18 protein-coding genes are annotated in these 18605 nt (G+C 59.3%); 14 read left to right on the top strand and 4 right to left on the bottom strand.

Annotated elements, in window-relative coordinates; genetic code table 11:
* Together ACILSL_RS24540 and ACILSL_RS24535 are read right to left on the bottom strand one after the other, a co-directional pair.
* Positions 1-687 (bottom strand): hypothetical protein (locus tag ACILSL_RS24540; RefSeq protein WP_395734714.1); only part of this gene is annotated, 687 nt, incomplete at its 3' end.
* A gap of 496 nt (positions 688-1183) precedes the next feature.
* Positions 1184-1897, bottom strand: a complete 714-nt coding sequence (locus ACILSL_RS24535; protein WP_395734713.1) for a hypothetical protein — start codon at positions 1895-1897, stop codon at positions 1184-1186.
* 6 nt (positions 1898-1903) lie between these two features.
* Between ACILSL_RS24535 and ACILSL_RS24530 the strand changes: the two genes are divergently transcribed.
* From ACILSL_RS24530 to ACILSL_RS24515, 4 genes are all read left to right on the top strand, one after another.
* The gene (locus ACILSL_RS24530; RefSeq protein WP_395734712.1) at positions 1904-3043 is read left to right on the top strand and encodes a hypothetical protein; all 1140 of its coding nucleotides are present in this window, start codon (positions 1904-1906) and stop codon (positions 3041-3043) included.
* Between the two features lie 53 nt (positions 3044-3096).
* Positions 3097-3732, top strand: coding sequence for a hypothetical protein (locus tag ACILSL_RS24525; protein WP_395734711.1), 636 nt, complete (start codon positions 3097-3099; stop codon positions 3730-3732).
* Positions 3733-4414: 682 nt separating this feature from the next.
* Entirely contained in the window at positions 4415-5158 is a 744-nt protein-coding gene (locus tag ACILSL_RS24520) for a hypothetical protein (RefSeq protein WP_395734710.1), read from the top strand.
* On the top strand, positions 5076-6401 hold the full coding sequence (locus tag ACILSL_RS24515) for a tetratricopeptide repeat protein (RefSeq protein ID WP_395734709.1): 1326 nt from the start codon (positions 5076-5078) through the stop codon (positions 6399-6401). The genes ACILSL_RS24520 and ACILSL_RS24515 overlap by 83 nt, the downstream gene beginning before the upstream one ends.
* A 1053-nt stretch (positions 6402-7454) precedes the next feature.
* Here ACILSL_RS24515 and ACILSL_RS24510 read toward each other — a convergent pair.
* On the bottom strand, positions 7455-7838 hold the full coding sequence (locus ACILSL_RS24510; RefSeq protein ID WP_395734708.1) for a hypothetical protein: 384 nt from the start codon (positions 7836-7838) through the stop codon (positions 7455-7457).
* 72 nt (positions 7839-7910) lie between these two features.
* On the opposite strand from ACILSL_RS24510, the gene ACILSL_RS24505 reads away from it, so the two are divergent.
* From ACILSL_RS24505 to ACILSL_RS24495, 3 genes are all read left to right on the top strand, one after another.
* Entirely contained in the window at positions 7911-8912 is a 1002-nt protein-coding gene (locus ACILSL_RS24505; protein WP_395734707.1) for a hypothetical protein, read from the top strand.
* 7 nt (positions 8913-8919) lie between these two features.
* Positions 8920-9453 (top strand): hypothetical protein, encoded by a 534-nt coding sequence (locus tag ACILSL_RS24500; RefSeq protein ID WP_395734706.1) that lies wholly within the window; start codon positions 8920-8922, stop codon positions 9451-9453.
* A 511-nt stretch (positions 9454-9964) separates the two neighbouring features.
* Positions 9965-10591: a hypothetical protein gene (locus tag ACILSL_RS24495; RefSeq protein WP_395734705.1), complete on the top strand. Its 627-nt coding sequence runs from the start codon at positions 9965-9967 to the stop codon at positions 10589-10591.
* A gap of 246 nt (positions 10592-10837) precedes the next feature.
* Here the strand turns inward: ACILSL_RS24495 and ACILSL_RS24490 are convergent, their stop codons facing one another.
* On the bottom strand, positions 10838-11101 hold the full coding sequence (locus tag ACILSL_RS24490; protein ID WP_395734704.1) for a hypothetical protein: 264 nt from the start codon (positions 11099-11101) through the stop codon (positions 10838-10840).
* Between ACILSL_RS24490 and ACILSL_RS24485 the strand changes: the two genes are divergently transcribed.
* From ACILSL_RS24485 to ACILSL_RS24455, 7 genes are all read left to right on the top strand, one after another.
* On the top strand, positions 11100-11669 hold the full coding sequence (locus tag ACILSL_RS24485; protein WP_395734703.1) for a hypothetical protein: 570 nt from the start codon (positions 11100-11102) through the stop codon (positions 11667-11669). The two genes, ACILSL_RS24490 and ACILSL_RS24485, sit on opposite strands and share 2 nt — an antisense overlap.
* A 142-nt stretch (positions 11670-11811) precedes the next feature.
* The gene (locus ACILSL_RS24480; protein ID WP_395734702.1) at positions 11812-13716 is read left to right on the top strand and encodes a hypothetical protein; all 1905 of its coding nucleotides are present in this window, start codon (positions 11812-11814) and stop codon (positions 13714-13716) included.
* 318 nt (positions 13717-14034) lie between these two features.
* The gene (locus ACILSL_RS24475; protein WP_395734701.1) at positions 14035-15750 is read left to right on the top strand and encodes a hypothetical protein; all 1716 of its coding nucleotides are present in this window, start codon (positions 14035-14037) and stop codon (positions 15748-15750) included.
* A gap of 7 nt (positions 15751-15757) precedes the next feature.
* Positions 15758-16153: a hypothetical protein gene (locus tag ACILSL_RS24470; RefSeq protein ID WP_395734700.1), complete on the top strand. Its 396-nt coding sequence runs from the start codon at positions 15758-15760 to the stop codon at positions 16151-16153.
* 147 nt (positions 16154-16300) lie between these two features.
* A complete protein-coding gene (locus ACILSL_RS24465) occupies positions 16301-16843 on the top strand; it encodes a hypothetical protein (protein WP_395734699.1) in 543 nt (180 codons plus the stop codon).
* A gap of 232 nt (positions 16844-17075) precedes the next feature.
* Positions 17076-17681 carry a hypothetical protein gene (locus tag ACILSL_RS24460; protein ID WP_395734698.1) on the top strand — a complete coding sequence of 202 codons (606 nt, stop codon included), beginning with the start codon at positions 17076-17078 and terminating at the stop codon, positions 17679-17681.
* 395 nt (positions 17682-18076) lie between these two features.
* Positions 18077-18499, top strand: a complete 423-nt coding sequence (locus tag ACILSL_RS24455; RefSeq protein ID WP_395734697.1) for a hypothetical protein — start codon at positions 18077-18079, stop codon at positions 18497-18499.
* Positions 18500-18605: the final 106 nt, after the last annotated feature.

Here is an 18605-nt window from a genome sequence, read left to right as displayed (position 1 = left end):
TTCAGCTTCTTTACCCCGCACCCGCAATTCACACTCCTCTTCAGTCTTGTTTGCCAAGGTAAAAAACACCTTAAATACATTCGGATTATTGGTCGCCTGCCACCTTCCGGGAGTAGAGTTGTTATTTGTCCCCTTAAGCTCAACAGTTCCTTCCGGGTTCCAGATAAACTGGCCATTAACCACTCCCATACTGGCATCCGAATAGTAATTCCATAAAGCCGGCATCATTTTCGAGCTATTGCTTAAGCTGACTATAGCTTTTCCCGCCTCAATCTCCGCCCGCACCTTCCCGAGTTCCGTCACCGTTTCCAGCTTGGCGCCGCCAGCAGTTTTCAGCAGGCTGTCGATGCGGGCGATGCCGGACTTCTGCACGGGAGCCAAGGCCTTGGCTCGGGCGTCGTCGTAAAGCGAAAAGAGCTGAGCTGCGCTAGCTTGTGGCGAAGGCACGAACTCACCGGCGATCTTGGCCTTCATTTGGCTGGTCAGCAACTCAGCCCCAGCGGTATCCCCACTCGATACGAGTTTAGTAATGAGCGGAGTTCCGGCCTTCTCCAACGACTGGTTCAGTCGCTCGACCGCCTGGGTGGCCTGCTTCCGGTAGTCCTTCAGGATGGCCTCGGGGCTGTCTGCCAGGGCGGCGGTGGAGGCGAAAGAGACCAGAAGGAGGGCGAGGAGCAGTTGTTTCATGAGCACGGGGTTGGGAGTGCGGAAGATACGCTTAGGAACATAACCGCAAGCTGAATTGATATTTATGATGCTCTGATGAACATCGGATGAATCAACCCAATATCTAAGTTTATCGCCTATTTTCGAGTGGCGGCGAGTACAGGCAACCACCCAACTTGGAACGGGGACATCCCTGCCCCCCCCCCTGGGGAGCGACGGGCTTGGCCGATGAGGCGAGGCCGCCTGCTCACGCGCCCAAGTCAGCCTGCGCACCACGCATGGAATTCTTTGCCCCTGAGTATTCTAGCAGGGTGGGTCCACCCATAATGCCTGGCATTTTTTCTCCACTCATAATGCCTGGCATTTTTTCTCGATTATCAGGACGATCTGACACCCGCTGGCGGCACTTTTAATGCCTGGCATTTTTTGGCATTTTCGTTCGCCGCATGGCGTTTTTTTGACCTGGCGCATCCCGCAAACGACTGCCTATTGCAACATACCACACGTTGGTATTTTTTTAATTTGCATTCCCAGATCTGGGCCCAATACTTTCATCATGTCCTTTCTCTTTGCCTCCTCCCACCTTCCTGAAACCCGAGTCCAGCGCCCTGAAGATGAAGAGGAGGATGACGTGCAGCCCATGCTGCACAGCGGCAGCGTCCGCGCCTTCAGCCACCTGCCGGCGAAGAGAGTGGCCGCAGATCCCACCGGGCCGCTCTCCCAGCGCGGTGCCCAGGCCATTGGCCACCCGTTCCAGCGCACGGAAACCCAGGACACAAGCACACCGCATGCAGACGGCATTTCCGCCGCCAAGGCCAGCGGCGTCTTCGATGCCGTCCGCCAGCAATTCAACCGCGACGGCTCCCCGCACTTCATGGATGAGGCCGGCAACCTCCGCCCGCGTGATGAGGCCCGCCAGCAGGTCTCCCCTGCCCCCCGCGACGCGCTCAACCCGCAGTTCGGTGCCGGAGCGCCACCCCGCCCCGCGTGGGGCATCGGCCACGCCGCCGCTGCCGATGCGTCTTCCAGCCGCAGCCCCCGCGCCCCTTCGCCTGCATCCGATGATACCAGACCATGGCATATGCCACCCATCACCCCCGCGGATCTCGATCCTCAGCACTTCGATGAGGATGACGCCACTGGCTCCCATTCCGCTCTCAAAGGCAGGCCGGGGGCCCATGACCTCCTGCATCGCATCCACGGCGAATCCCAGCCCAAGTCTGAGTTCCAAGATCTCTTGTACCGCTTCAGCGGCAGCCCGGAGGAGGCGAAGGAACACGCTCGCAGCTTCTCCCAGAATGTGGCCGACGTTTATGGCTCGCCACCATTGCTGGCTGCTCAGGGGGCGGCTTTGCCGCAGGGTGAAAGTCCGCGGCCAACAGGCAATCCAGCTCCTCCTTCCAGCAGCCAGAAAACATTCCAGCAGGCCTCCCCGCAAACACCCGCCGCAAGTCCTGACAAGACGACACCCCAGCAGCCCGCTCAAAATGTGGAGACGCCCCATGAGGATCTGAGGGACTATTTGAAGAAATCAAAAAATCCATTCTTCATCAAAAATTTCTATGACAGCAGAACGCCTCTTGAGGAAAAACTCAGGCTTCGTCAGCTCATTCTCTCACTCAGAGCTCCCGAAGGAGAGAAGCTGCCCCTCTACATCCAGCACTTGCAGCATTGGTTCGATACAAAGCACCGCCCGCCACTTGATAAAGATGGCAAAGAGGCGGCGGTCACGCATTCATTGAAAGAATTGATGCAATGGCCGGTCGTTAAAGAAGCATACGACATAGTTCTGGACCGCTTTGGCTCACGCACGGACGGAAAGCTCGGCGATAAAACCATCTTTGACTGGGTGCGCGCTCATCCTGATGCGACAAAACCGGGCGGTGTGGCCGTGCCTGACACCTATTGGGACACCCAGGCTGACGGTTCGCACCCCAATCAGATCAAGAAATATTTTGGCGAAGCCAAGCCGGGCAATGAAGGCTACTTTTACGCCTTTGGCAATGCCACCGTCACTGCTACATCCAGCGGAATCAGGGGCATCGTGGACAAAAACGGCGGTGTCAGGTTCAGGGGAACATTTAACTTCCGGCTTCATGACCGCTACGACTGGAACCTCGACCAGGGAACGCCCCTGAAGCCTGACCCCAAGATCCCCATGGACAAAATCCGGCAATACATCCCGAAGGATATTCCAGTGATATCTCCCAACGGTGATCAGATCCAGATAGACGACTCATTTTTCAAAGACTTGCTGGAGCAAGGGTATGGCAGGGATTATGACATAGAAGCCCCTCAAGAGCCTGTGACACTTGAGTTTTATCAGGCAAAACCCGGCGGCCCCTTTGTGTGGAAAGTGATCCCGCGCACCCCTTGAGCGCATGCTCTTTTTGCACTGGCGCTTGGGTGAACGCGGACTAGCATCACAGAATGAACTCCCGTCTTCGTTTCGGTGCGCGCTTCATCATCGCTGCTGCGGTCATTTTTTGCGCAGCTTTTCCTGCGGCGGCCGAGGCGCAGCAGGCCGCTCAGCGCCCGCAGGCCGCTCAGCGCCCGCAGTCGGCGAACCTTCTGAGCTGGGAAGAGCTGGCTGCGCATGCCGGGCTGACGGGCCTCAAATCCAAAACGCTTAAAGAATATCAGGTCGATGGGGCCTATGACGGCTTCAGGGGGTACTTCGACCTGATCCAGGCCTCCATTCAGCTGACGCCTGAAGAGTGGACCCGGCTCGAATCCGGCGGCCATCCCATGCTGAACCCATGGACGACAGGCAAAATTGATTATAAGACGTGGAAAAGCACCGTTGATCTTATCCTCGATGCTGAAGAAGAGACGGATGCAGACCCGAAGGCCAAGACAGGTGCCACCAGCGATCCCAAGGGAGGCTGGCACAGTTCCACACCCCCTCGTGGAAGAAAGGTGGACACAAACCGGCTGAAAATGACCGACAAGGCCGTGCACCTCTACCGGCCCGATCTCCATAGCACACGCCTCTACATCCTCTCCCCCAATCCCGACGGCAAAAGCGGGGTGCTGTACTACTTCTACACGAGGTACACGCCCTGAAAAGCATCGGTGTTGAATGCCCGCTGCAAGGCTCAGTACGGGGAGCGTGCTGTTGACAAGCTGGCTCTGCATTGACTCCATCCACTGGAGGTGTGGGGGGCGTTGTTTGCCCTTTTTGGCGGATTTCGACAGCAGGAAGAGGGATGAAAATGCCCGGACGTGAATGGCGTCCCATGCCCTGACGCGAAGAATTATACCCCAGGCCGAAGAAAACGGGTCTATTCTCGATGTCTGTGGCATCTCTGCTGGCATAGCCATCAAAGCCTGTCGCGGGGAGTGTCGCTGTTCCATATCCTGCTGCGAGCACGCTGGGCTATTTGGAGTGCGGTCGCGGAGATGCAAGGCGCAGGCCTGCATCGCAGCTACCGCTTTCGCGGGGTATCGCACGGGCTGCGGCCAAAGACTGCTCTCCAGTCTGCGGGTGGGCGGCTTTCGAGCAGCCGGGTGGTTCTCTCTTGCCGTCCGGCTCGCGAAAGCGGTAGCTACGGTCGTTCCTCCCTTCGCGACCGCACTCCAAATTCGCCCAGCGCGCTTGACGGCACATCACTTCAAGAGACCTGTTTTCTACTGCTCGTGGTATTACAAAGCCCCAAAGCGTTTGTCCTAGGTCAGAAAACTCATGACGCACCGATCTCAACGGTTCATCATGGCATGTCACCACGCACCCGACCTCGTGCCCACCATGAAGCCTTTCCTGTCCTCCTCCCTGGCCTTTGCCCTGCTCCTTTCCACTTCAGCATCGGAGCCTGCACGCGCAGCGGAGGGCGGCGAGAAGAAGGCTGGCAAGACAGCCGCAGCCGCAGACACGGATGAAAAAGCCCTCGCGGCTGCGGAGGCGCTGTACGCGGATGCCAAATTCGCCGAGGCGGAGAAGGCCGCGCTGGCACTGGTGGCGGCACGCACGCAGGCACTGGGCGCGGAGGCCAGGGAAACACTGCGCGCGCGCCTGCTGCTGGCAGAGGCGCTGCGCATGCTGGGCAAGGCGACGGAGTCGGAAGCGAAACTGCGCGAACTGCTGCCAGTGATGGAAAAAGTCTTCGGCGCGGAGGATCGTGAAACGCTGCGCTGCCAGTCCGCCCTGATCGCCGCCATCGGCAGCCTGGGCAGGAATGCAGAGGCTGAAGAGGGTTTGCTCAGCCTCATTGCCACCGCGACACGCGTGCTCGGAGCAGAAGACCCCGTCACGCTGGTGGCGCGCTTGCGGCGTCAGGCTGAGGGCTGGTACTTCAGGGCAAATACTCGAAGCCGAAACTGGACGCCGCCAGAGGCTGGTCATTTACGAGCGCACCCTCGGGGGCCGAAGACAGGAGACACTGCGCTGCCAGTACCATCTCATCCGCGTCTTGTCTGCGCAGAACAAATACGCCGAAGTGGAGGCGCTATGCCGCAGCCTGCTCCCGCTGGAGAAAAAGGTGCTCGGAGCTGAGAAAGAGGAAACGCTGTATTGCCAGAATCATCTCATCCAAGCCCTGACGGCCCAGAACAAGCAGGCCGAAGTGGAGGAACAGTGCCGCCGCCTGCTGCCACTTCAGATCAAGGTGCTCGGCGCGGAGAACACCGACACTTTGGCCACACGCATACGTCTGGCCTACGCCTTGAGACATCAGGACAAATGGGCGGCAGCCGAGGCGGAATACCGCCTGCTGCTTCCGCTGCAGCTCAAGGTTCTCGGCACGGAAAACAAGGAAGTGGTGGACACCCGCGGCGGGCTGGCTCTCTCGCTGAGCCATCAGGAAAAACTGGCGGAGGCCGAGGCGGAATACCGTGAGTTTCTGCGGCTCTGCGAGCGCGTGCTCCGTCCGGATGACTGGGGCATGCTCAACATCTACGAGCTGGAAGATTTCATCCGAATCCTCAACAAGAAGGACAAACAGGCGCTGGCGGTCGAGTGGAGCCGCCGGCTGACCGATCTGCACACGAAGCTGAGAGGCCCCGAGGACAGCTTTACTTTGTACCAGCGCGACTTTGGGGTCCGCACCCTGATGGACGCGGGAAAACTGACGGAAGCCGAAGCGGAGTGCCGCCTGCTGCTGCCCATTTACGCACGGGTGTTTGGTCCGGAGTCCCAGGATGCCTTGGATGAGCGCATGATCCTTTCCAAAATCCTGCACCAGCAGAAAAGGTACGCAGAGGCGGAAAAGGAGTGCCGCCAGGTTTTGGACATCTCATCGCGCGTGTACGGTGCCTCAGATAAGTTCACCTTGGGCCATGTCATGCTGCTGATCATATGGCTGGAGAAGGTGGAACTGGCTGCGGATGAAGCCAAGCTGCGGCTGGTGGACCGGAACAAGGATCTGGCAGCCCTGCTGCGCCAGTACCTGCCCGCCTTCATCACGGCCTATGGCAGGGACCACGGCAAGGTGCTGAACCTGCAGACCACATTGATCACCACGCTGATGCAGCTGGGCCAGTTCGCCGAGGCTGAGAAGGAATGCCGCGAGGTGCTGGCTCTCTCCGAACACGCGCCTGGCGCTGAGAGTGCGGACACGCTGGAAACCTGCCACCGCCTGGCCCTGTGCCTGGTCAGGCAGAAGAAGGAAAAGGAAGCGCTGCCTTATGCCCAGCGCGCCTACACCGGCCGCCTGAAAGTGCTGGGCCGTGACCACGAAGACACACGGGAATCCAACAACCTGCTGCATCAGCTCACGAAGCCGGAGACCAAGGCCTGAGACACGGGCTCCACAGGAGAGGGATCATCCTGATCCCTCCGCGCGCTGGCGAATGCAGCAGCGTGAGCGAAGAACCAAGCCGCGTTTTTGTCAGCGCCGAGCGGAGGGCGCAAGCGGAGCGTATGGGACCAGGATGGCCCCACTCCTTTCAATCCACCCGGCGCCTCCGGCAGGAGAGGGATCATCCTGATCCCTCAAGCGCTGGCGAATGCGGCAGCGTGAGCGAAGAACCAAGCCGCGTTTTTTCAGCGCGGAGCGGAGGGCGCAAGCGGAGCGCATGGGACAAGATGGTCCCACTCTTCCAATCCACCCGGCGCCTCCTGCAGGAGAGGGATCATCCTGATCCCTCAACGCTAGCGAATGCGGCAGCGTGGGCGAAGAACCAAGCCGCGTTTTTGTCAGCGCGGAGCGGAGGGCGCAAGCGGAGCGTGCGGGACCAGGATGGTCCCACTCCTTCAATCCACCCGGCGCCTCCGGCAGGAGAGGGATCATCCTGATCCCTCAAGCGCTGGCGAATGCGGCAGCGTGGGCGAAGAACCAAGCCGCGTTTTGTCAGCGCGGAGCGGAGGGCGCAAGCGGAGCGCATGGGACCAGGATGGTCCCACTCCTTCCAATCCACCCGGCGCCTCCGGCAGGAGAGGGATCATCCTGATCCCTCCTCGCTGGCGAATGCGGCAGCGTGAGCGAAGAACCAAGCCGCGTTTTGTCAGCGCGGAGCGGAGGGCGCAAGCGGAGCGCATGGGACCAGGATGGTCCCACTCCTTCCAAACCACCCGGCGCCTCCCACAGGAGAGGGATCATCCTGATCCCTCCACGCGCCGCCACACCCACCGCTCCGTATTTCCCATACATAGGTATATTGTGCCCATTCGTGGTATCTTTTCTCGCATCCCCAAATCACGGCCCAAGGCTTCCCCCATGGCCTTCCTATTCTCCACCTCCCACCTTCCTGAAACCCGTGTCCGCCGTCCTGATCACCTGGAAGATGAGGAGGATGAGCCGAGCGCAGCGAGACAGACTGCCGCAGGCAGCCCGAAGGGTGAGCGCAGTGAATCAACACGCATGCAGCAGCCCCCGCCACGCGCCGGCATGGTGCGCGCCTTCAGCCATCTGCCAGCGAAGGAGGAGACTGTAAATCCCACCGGGCCGCTCTCGCAGCGCGGTGCCCAGGCCCTCGGCCACCAGTTCCAGCGCACGGAAACCCAGGACACAAGCACACCGCATGCAGACGGCATCGCCGCCGCCAAGGCCAGCGGCGTCTTCGATGTCGTCCGCCACCAACTCAACCGCAGCGGCTCCCCTCACTACATGGATGAGGACGGCAACCTCCGTCCGCGTGATGAGTCCCGCCAGCAGGACTCCATTTTCCCCCGTGACGAGCGCAGCCCGCAGGGCGGAGCAGGAGCGCCCACCCGTCCCACATGGAGCACCGGGCACGCTGCCGCTGCCGATTCCAGCCGCAGCCTCCGCGCCTCGTCGCCTGCGTCCGATGATACCAGACCTTGGTATATGCCACCCATCACCCCCGAGGATCTCGACCCTCATCATTTCGATGATGATGACGCCGTCACCGGTTTCCATTCCGCTCTCAAAGGCAGGCCGGAGGTCCATGACCTCGTGTATCGCAGGCCTGATGCATCCAGGCCCGGGCTTCAAGATCTCCTGTACCGTCACAAGGGATCCGCCACAAAAAAAACCGGACACGGCCCAGACAGGTACTTGTTGCAGGCGCCGGCCAAAAACACAGCACCCGTTCAGAGTCAGCAGGGAGGAAACGAACCGAGCCATGACAGAGACTTCACTGCGGAGCAGCAGAAGAAGTTCATTGAGGCCATGAAGACCAAGGCATTGGAGTTGTATCATCATCATGAGAACCGTGTAGGCGAGCATACTCCCGCCGCTGCAACGGCTAAAAGAGACGGCAAGATCGTTGCCTATTGCAACCAATACCCGTCTGAGTGCGTCGCCGCCGGTTATGAGGCAATCGGCATGCCTAAAACAGCTCAGATGATTCGCGACAAGACCACCAAAAGAGGCCAGTCAGTGCAGCATCTGGCCAAGATCCTTCATGACAGAGGATGGAAATCGATCTTTTACAACAACGACCGGACCTCACCCGGCTCCAAGGGAGAACATGCCAGCGATACCGGCACCGTCGAAAAAGGCGGTCTTTACTGGGCTCCGCCGAGAATGGGTGCTGATGGAAAGCTCAAAACAGCCTGGATGAAAATTGACGGGCACAAGACCGACTTCCGTCCTGGTCGGCCGGGCTATTCAGACGCAGTCACCGAAGATCTTAAGAAGGTTGATTTTGGAGTGGTTGCGGGTTGCCGGGGCAACCATGGTGCCGTAATGAGCAATGGAGGCACTTATGACGTTCATCGCAGCGAACCAGACGTGAACCATCTCTATGGAAAAACTGATTTCAATCAAACGAGAGGCTTTTTGCAAAGCGGCCTGCTTCTTATTCCACCTGGGGGGCATATCCCCTCTCATACGCCGGCAAAGTAGTCGTCTCATGAAGCCTCTGCTGGTGGCGTGGGCTGTCGTTCTATGCGTGGCGGGATGTCGTGATCAAGACACTCATACCAAGATCATCCGCTGTGCCGATGGCCTGGAGGTGGCGGTGTTTTACGACAAAAATTGCAGCTACCCGCCACCCGCAAAGGTCGAATTTCGCAAGGATGGCAAGGTGGTGACCCTTTCCTGGGAGGAAGAGTATCTCTTGGAAGAGATCGTCTCTCCCGATCAAAAGTGGATCTTTCTTCAAGAGACTAACAATGGAAGATTCAAGTTCTGTCCGGAGAACCAGATCATGCAATGCCTGGAAGACGATCATAAGTTCCTCCACATCATCGAGGCTTCAGAAGCAGGCGATCTCGCGGGTTTTACCTTTCAATCCTGGGAGGCCCCGCATACCGCGCTCATCTCGTTTGCAGCAGGAGGCGAGACCGAAGACTGGAAAGTGGATCTGGAAAAGAAGGTGATCACACGACGCAATCCCAAGGGAGAGCCGATGTTCAAGCCCGTGTTTCTTGAAGACACGAAATGAGCCTGATCTGGCGGGGCGGTGATTCATGACGCTGCCATGGAGAGGTGATGCCATGGCACACCAGACAGACATCCCACGCATGCGGCCGGGTTTCACTTCGGCACATTCCCCGGTCCCGCACCTGCCTGACCGCCACGCCTGCACATCTCCATGAGCAGCCGCGCAAACTAGTGCAATGGCAGGCGGAACTGCTGGGGACCATCGCCAGCATCCAAAACCTGTTCCGACCTGGACGACGAGAACCAAGGGCAACAAAACGCCGCCGGAAAACCCATCAGTTGCTCACCCCTCCCGTCATCAGTTCCAGGAAATCCAACATTGTGATCGCTACCGCGCAGCTGCTTAACTGAGTGCCATTCATGCCTGGCATCTTATTTCTACGAACCTTTGACGCTTGAGTTTGATCAGGCAAAACCCGGCGGCCCCTTTGAGTACAAAGTGATTCCGCGCACGCCTTGAGCGCATGCTGATTTAACTCGGCGCTTCGGTGACGCCGGCCTAGCATCATGGCATGAACTCCCGTCTTCGTTTCGGTGCGCGCTTCATCATCGCTGCTGCAGTCATTTTTTGCGCAGCCTTTCCTGCGGCAGCCGAGGCGCAGCAGGCCACTCTGCGCCCGCAGTCGGAGAACCTTCTGAGCTGGGAAGAGCTGGCTGCGCATGCCGGGCTGACGGGCCTCAAATCCAAAACGCTTAAAGAATATCAGGTCGATGGGGCCTATGACGGCTTCCGGGGGTACTTCGACCTGATCCAGGCCTCCATTCAACTGACGCCTGAAGAGTGGACCCGGCTCGAATCCGGCGGCCATCCCATGCTGAACCCATGGACGACAGGCAAAATGGATCATAAGACCTGGAAAAGCACGGTTGATCTGATACTTGATGCTGAAGACGAGACGGATGCAGCCCCGAAGGCCAAGACATTCGACTATGAGGCGTCCCGCAAAGGTGCGACCGTTTACCATTCCGGCGCACCTCCTCGTGGAAGAAAGGTGGACACAAACCGGCTGGAAATGAACGACAAGGCCGTGCTCCTCTACCGGCCCGATCTCCATAGTACACGCCTCTACATCCTCTCCCCCAATCCCGACGGCAAAAGCGGGGTGCTGTACTACTTCTACATGAGGCACACGCCTTAGCTTTCGCCCCGGCCTCCTGCCGCAGGAACGAGAGAGAAATGAGCGGCCTGCAGCCCACCGGCCTGCGCATCCCCCCACAGCCTCCGGCAGGAGAGGGATCATCCTGATCCCTCAAGCGCTGGCGAATGCGGCAGCGTGAGCGAAGAACCAAGCCGCGTTTTGTCAGCGCGGAGCGGAGGGCGCAAGCGAGGAAAAGATGCCAGGCATTTTATAGAGTCTTGCTGCACAAGCATTTCATTTTCAGCCTCATGATCCAGCATTGACCATGCCTCCAGCGGCGCGCGCTTGAATGCGAATCCGCGTCTGTCGGTTGCAGAGAGCCAGAAAGCTGAAGGTTGAAACCGCCTCGACAGGAGAGGCCTGCCGAGCAAGAGCAAACCGGCATCCCCACCCCGCCGTTGCGCGCCTGCGATGAAAGCGCGGTGTCCCATTAGCCGCATTGGAACTCAATGCTTGGAACAGCACATGCCATACAAAATGCCAGGCATCTTTTTGGGCGATCCAGCTCATGGAAAATGCTCCCGAGGGAAGAAAGGTCCTGGATCATCTGCGCAATGACAAAAACAGGGTCTTCAAGGTCGTGATGGTGAATGATCCCATCAAGGACAGTTTCATGGGGATCGGCATCAAACCCGGTGCGCAGGGCCAGTACGTCAACACGGGAAAGAAGGATGAAATGGGCCGGGAGATTCACGTCCTGTTCCTGAACAAATCAGCGCTCGAAGGAAACACGCTCAAACCTGACAACACCATCAACCCGGATGCCGAGGCACTCGAAAAAGTGTGGCATGAGCTTTATCATGCCTACGAGCGCCATACATCCGGCTCCGGCGGGATCGACCCGCTGGGAGCCGGCACAGGCAGGGACAGCGATAAAGACCCTGCCGATCCCAATAAAATTCGTCCGCAGGCACACGAACGGCGTGCGGTCAGGTTCGAAAACATCATCCGGGCAAGGAACCAAGGAACCCGCATGAAGAACAAATATGGCGGCAGTTATTACACCGACAAGTTCGGCAGGACCCATGAAATCCCGCCGATCGATGTCCCAGATGCGCAGCCTCTGTTTTTGTACTAAGCGCCCGCCGCCTGCGAACGCCGTTTTTTTTGCGGCCGGTTAAAAAAAGCATGCTGCCCGGCCTGCAACAGGAATATGCTGGTGCAAGCCTGAGCAGTGCATGCACAAGCATCCTGACAGCCCCCCCAGGCTGATGCCCCCGATGAGAAAACACTTCAAAGCCCGCTCCTTTCTCCTGGCCTTCCTCCTTCCCATGGGAGTCATCCAGCCCATGTGCGGACAGGACGTCAAACAAACCGCAGAGCATGAGAAAAAAGAGCGCGCGGAGATCCAGCGCCTCGCGGGCAGCTCCCGCATGGAGGACAGGCTGGAGGCTTTGGCAAGAATGCAGGCCTTTGCCATCGACTACGCGCTGCTCTGGCAGCTCATGAATGATGCCGCCCCCGGCGTGCGGCTGATGGCCATCGGTACCATGACCTCGCCCTCCTGCACCGCGCTTGCTGACAAGCCGCTCTCCGCGGAGCTGGCGCAGAAGATGGCCGCCATGCTGGAGAAGGAGGTCACGCCGGAGCGCATCGCCGCCGCCTTTGCACCCGGCCCGGTGAAGAACGACGAGACCGGCCTGATCACCACCGCCGCAGAGACCCTGAACCACCTTTTCCTCTATGAGCCGCTGCAGCAGAGCCCGGCCGCCTATGCGGGCTGGCAGCGCCGTGTGCCAAGGCAGATCTTCCTCGCCGCCTCCGCAGCCGACGGCAAAGGCCCCTTTTCAGAGCAGCTCTACGCCTGCAGGGTGAGCGCGCTCAGGCTGCTCACAGAGCCCGCACTCCTCAGCAGCACCCTGCCGCAGCTCATGCAAAAGCTCGACTCCCCGGACACCCCGCCCCAGGTCCTGCTGGAGACGCTGCGGTTGCTGTGGTCCTACCACGACCTACTGAGTCATGACAGGCCCTTGCATCTCCTGCTCCTCATGCAGACCGCCCCACGCCTCGACTCGCTGCGCACGCGCATCCTGGCCCCCATGAAAGACGGGCAGGACAAAGAGCAGGCCGCGCTGCTCCTCGGCTACTACCAGGAAGCCATCGAGACCGCGCGCAAAAAGCTGCCCACGCCTTCACAGCCGCCGCCGCAGACCGCACCGACTCCCGCACCAACTCCCGCACCAACTCCCGCACCAACTCCCGCACCAACTCCCGCACCAGCTCCCGCGCAAAATCCCGCCACTCCCGCCACCGCCGAGGCTGCAGAAACCCTCAACACGCCCCCGGCACTGCCGCCGCTTTCCCCGCAGGAGCAGCAGCAGCGGCGTACCCAGCTCCAGCGTCTGACCGCCAGCAGTGTGGCGCAGGACCGCATCTCCGCCGCAGATGACATGGTCGCCGAAGGCATCCACCCCGACCTGTACCAAAAACTCCTCCATGACCCAGATCCCACGGTGAGCGAGGCCGCCATGGACGCACTCCTGTACACCTGCGAGGAGACGCCCTGCCTCATTCCTCTGGAAGAAGCGCGCAAGATCGCCGCCCTGCTGGAGCCCGAGGTCACGGAGGAGCGCATCACCACCCTCTATGAAGGTGAAAGCACGCAGCAGGAGCACCGCATCCACATGGCCTGCCATGCCGCGCTGGCCCTCAGCCGGCTCTACCGGCAGCGCGCCCTCCTCCCCAGCCCGTCCGCCTACGGCTACTGGCAGGAGCGCGTGCTGCGCTCCCTCGTCATCCGTATCGCCGGTGACTATCGAAACCCCGCAGGCGAGAACGACGAGCCGGTGCTGCGGATCTTCCTCGCCATCACCGACCCCGCCACACTCCAGCAGACCGCGGAGCTTTTGGACACCTACCCCAATCTCGATGACATCCCCGCCGCACGACAGCTCATGTACCTCGAAGAACTCTGGGCCCACCCGCTGCTCGGCGAGGGCAGGCCCATGAACCCCGTCCTCCTCCAGCAGCTCGCCCCCGTGTGGCAGCCCGTGCGCGACCATATCCTGCGCAACGTCGGCGACAAGGACCGGCCCGATCCCAAAGCCGCAGAACTGCTCGCCCGCATCGACGCCGCCTTTGCCCAGGCCCGCCTGCTGCTCTCCGCCCAGCCCGCAGTCAGATAAGCCTGCCGCCCTGGAGGAGAGGGATCATCCTGATCCCTCAAGCGCTGGTGAAGGCCGCAGCGTGAGCTAAGAACCAAGCCGCGTTTTGTCAGCGCGGAGCGGAGGGCGCAAGCGGAGCGTGTGGGACCAGGATGGTCCCACTCCTTCCAAACCACCCGGCGCCTCCGGCAGGAGAGGGATCATCCTGATCCCTTAACACTCCGCCCGCCACCACCGCTCCGCACACCCAAATCCGCTCAGTAAAGCACATTGTTTTATCATATACCCCTTCGTGGTATTTTTTCTTGCATCCCCAGATCACGGCCCAAGGCTTCCCCCATGGCCTTCATTTTCTCCACCTCCCACCTTCCTGAAACCCGTGCCCGCCGCACTGACCACCTGGAAGAGGAGGAGGACGAGGACAGCATGTCTCCCCCGCCACGCGCCGGCATGGTGCGCGCCTTCAGCCATCTGCCAGCGAAGGAGGAGACTGTAAATCGCACCGGGCCGCTCTCTCAGCGCGGCGCCCAGGCCATTGCCCGCCAGCTCCAGCGCACGGAACCCGAGGACACAAGCACACCCCATGCAGACGGCATCGCCGCCGCCAAGGCCAGCGGCGTCTTTGATGTCGTCCGCCAGCAGTTCAACAGCGACGACTCCCCGCACTACATGGATGAGGACGGCAACCTCCGCCCGCGTGATGAGGCCCGCCAGCAGGACTCTCCTTTCCCCCATGGCCCGCGCAGCCCGCAGTTCGGTGCCGGAGCGCCACCCCGCCCGGCGTGGAGCACCGATCACGCCGCCGCTGCCGATGCGTCTTCCAGTCGCATCCCCCGCGCCCCTTCATCTGCGTCCGAGGATACCAGACCTTGGTATACGCCACCCATCACCCCCGAGGATCTGGATCCACAGCACTTCGATGATGACGCCACCGGTTCTCATTCCGCTTTCAAAGGCAGGCCGGAGGTCCATGACCTCGTGTACCGCGCCACAGGCGAGTCCAAGCCTGAGTTCCAAGATCTCTTGTACCGCTTCAACGGCACTCCGGAGGAGGCTGGCGATCACCGCAGGGATTATTTCCAAAATACGGCTGACGCCCATGGGGCCTCACCTCAGATGGCAGCCAGCGCAGAAGTCACCGCCCCAAATCCTGCCATAAGCCGTGAGCAGGAGGGGACGAATTCGGGAAAGGCAAGTCCATCGACAACGATCCGCATTGGAAATCATCCAAGCGCTTATGGAGATGACGATGCAATGGCTAACGACGATTGGAACAAAGCATTTCGAACCACTTATGGAACTTTAGCCTTCGAAGCGGCGAAGAAAAGCGGTGTGCCTGCCCGATTGCTGGCAGCCGTGTCAGCCAATGAAATGGCCGCAGGGAATTGGACTGCTCTCCATGCATTTGCTGACAGAAATACTCTGGCAACAAAATCGGCGGGTCCTTTACAGATAGCATTAAAGACCGCACTGAAATACAAACTGGTGCCGGTTGAAAACGAGTTTTATGGGGCTTCCCGAGCTGACAGATGGACCGCGTTGCACGACCCTGATGTCCGGCATGGACAGCCATCGCCTTCCTCCGGATTGACACCAGGGCAGCGCCTCTCCTATTATCAAGACAACCCTTATCCAAACAACCCTGGCGGCACCAAGATTGTCCACGATTATCTGGACAATCCGATCACAGGCTTTGACGCGGGCGCCAAATTGTTAAAGATCTATTTGCAACGCCTGGTGGATGATCGCAAATCGGGGGCCTATTTAAAGTACTCAAAGGACTTCCGTGATTTAACCCATCTTTCTTCACCAGATGCGCAGATTCACAGGGACTTGGACATCCTTGCAAGCGGAGACCAAGAAGCCATTCATAATCTTCATTTTAGCGAGGGCTTGGCGAAGGCGATCGCCATGATGTGGAACAATGGCGAGGACATTGTGAACGTGGATGATATTGGCGCGCAATCGCCCAATGCTTACAACCATGCGGCAAATATGGTTTGGCAGTACGATTATCAGGACGATCTTATACCCGCTGGCGGCACCCAGCCCTGATCACGTCATGAAACCGTTCACCCTTTGTCTCCTCGTACTTTCAGCCTTGCTGCTCAACGCTGCTTGTTTTCGTGAGATCAGGGTAACCACCAAGACACGGGAAATGAACATCCGATCGGATTATGAGGCTTATCTTTGGTCTAAGAAGGATTTTTTTGAATTTCATTCGCAAAAAGAATTCACCTCCAGGCTGTCAGGCAACAACCCACCTGGAGTGTGCTACATGGTAATGAACACTTACCCGCTGGATCAAGATGGATTGATCATCGATGAATGGGGAAGGCCTTTCCAAATCAGCCGTCCCGAAAAAACCAGTCTGGAAATTCGTTCAGCGGGCCGCGATGGCAAATTTGACACCCAGGATGACATCGTGACTCTTCATCCAAGAGTCAATGGTCACTGAACTGGAACGGGCAGCACTGGCCACAGCATGCATTCAACCAATTCCAGGATTTACCAAGTCTGGCATATTCGGCCCCTATTGGCCTGACAGCTTGTCAGATCAGCTTCATCGCTCTATGGGTAGAAGGGTAACCATCCAGCATCAGCCATGAAGTGGTCCAATGTACTCAAGCTGCTCCTTCTCTTTTGCAAGGCATTCAACCGCGTGTTTCTTTGCCTGCTGCTTCTGCTTGGGCTGACGGTGTTTGTGTTTGACCGCCTCGTCGCCGCAGAGATTCCGCGCGCGTTTCCACAACGCGTTCCCATTGTGGATGCCCGGCTCAGGCGCAGCATTGCTGAGACCTTTGCCTTCCGCCCCTTCCATGCCGATGGGGTGCATGATGTCTTTGCAAGGGAGCATCCCGGCCTCGAACATTTCCTGGGTCGTGGCATCGCGCGGACTCTGGTGGGCTGGTGCGTGTACCTGCATGAGTCATCGCGGCTGGAGGCCACGGTGCAGGGCACAGCCTTCTTTGACCAAGACGGTGAGCACCTGGTGGGGCTGGACGCCGCCAGCCGCCACTGGCACCACCACGGCATCGAGTCCGCGACCCCGCATGAAATCCAAGCCCTCAAAGAGCAGCTCTTCGGCAGCCAGCATCCGGCCTGGCGCAGCTATTGGGCGAAGCATCCGGCGGGTGACGGCGTCTGAGGGGCCAACCGTGAGAAGTACCCGGGCATGAATGGTCTGGCCTGACAAAAGCATGCGGATTTCCGCCTCCTCTTGCGGCGGCCATCAGCCCGAAAAAGCAGCAGCGGACCAGAACACCCGTCATGCCAGACCCAGCTCATCCAAGGACGAGCAGCAAACGTCCCACCACTTAATACCACACTCCGGTATTCTTTACCTTGCATCCCCAGATTACGGCCCAAGGCTTCCTCCCATGGCCTTCCTATTCTCCACCTCCCACCTTCCTGAAACCCGACTCTCACGTCCTGAAGACGACGAGGAGGAGGAAGTCATGCAGCAGCCACCGCCCCGCGCCGGCAGCGTCCGCGCCTTCAGCCACCTGCCGGTGCGTGACAATCCTGCGCCTTCCACTGGCCCGCTCCGAGAAGACAGCCCACGCAGAGAGATCGGCCCGCTCCCTCCACGCTCCGTCACGCCCTCCACTTCCAGATCGCCCATGTCAGAGGCGCAGGATGATGCCCCTCCGCCAGAGGCAGACTCTGACCACAATCCCGAGGACGACACCGCCCCGCAAGACCGCGCAGACGACAGGCCTTGGTACATGCCCCGCATCACCGCCCAAGACCTGACCCCGCAGGAGCGCCCTGAGGACGCACACGCCCCCTCCCCCAAACCCTGGGAAAACACCACCCGCAGCCCCGGCTTCGATGATGCGCCTCCCGAAGACCGCAGCACTTCCAGCACCCACAGCAGCGGCTCCCCCCCCCTTCCCCGCAAGACCTCCGCAACGCCATTCATTCTCCCACCCCAGACTCCTCCACCAGAGAAGCCCCCGTTCAGGACACCACTGCAGCACTGACCCGAGGCCTCATCTTTGAACAACGCGCCGTACCAGAGTCATTTTTGAGGGAGCAGATGAGGACGGGTGCCAGCGAACTCACTTCACAAGAGCGCCTCCCGGGGGCCCATCATGTGCTTCCCGCGCAACAGCGGGGGCGTAGGGCCAATCCCCCGGCCCAAGGCCGTACGCCCGCAGCGCAAAGCCAGGCCTTCAGCCCCTATCAGGGACAAGCCCCAGACAAGATGGATGAAGGACGGAAGACCTCCTCGACCAATGTCTCAGTGGCCAGGAACATAGGAGCACTGAGACCAGAAAGAAGCGCAGATCCGGACCATCCAGACCCAAATGAACTCTACAAAATTAGCGTGGAAATGACAATGCTCCTGCTCGCGCGAAGAGCGGTCTATGACAACATGAAACAGGGCAACATGCCAATCTCCACCGATGAGCTGACACGACTCATGGAACTGGACTATCAACGCGGACTGGTCGCCAAGAACGACCTATTCGGAATGACGTTCCTGGACCTCATGAGACGCGCCGATGACGCATATTTCTACCACATTGAACCAAATGAGGAGTTTCATCCGGGATATGAAGGTACGCGCGGTTCTGGTTTTGAGCTTGAGCAAAGCCCGAAACCTCAATATGAAAATCCACACATCAAACCCATGGTCCGAGGGAAATCCGACCCCTACTATAGCTGGGAGATCAATTACAATGTCGTCGGTCAGTGGGTGCGGATTGCAGGTTATAGCAAGTTTGAGGCAGCGCAGTTTCTGGCAGCCTGGCTGGCAAAAAGTGGCGCTTCGCTAAACAGGATGGGTAAACGCTGAAGGGATATTGAGGTTGAGGTCTCCAGCCATCCAATAGCAGATGGCTTTGAGATTGTTGAAGTTGCGGAAGCCGCGGGCTCGGCGGCGTGCGGTTTGGATGATGCCG

It is taken from the genome of Prosthecobacter sp., assembly GCF_044222345.1.
GTDB lineage: Bacteria > Verrucomicrobiota > Verrucomicrobiia > Verrucomicrobiales > Verrucomicrobiaceae > Prosthecobacter.
This window is presented reverse-complemented; position numbering and strand designations above follow the sequence as displayed.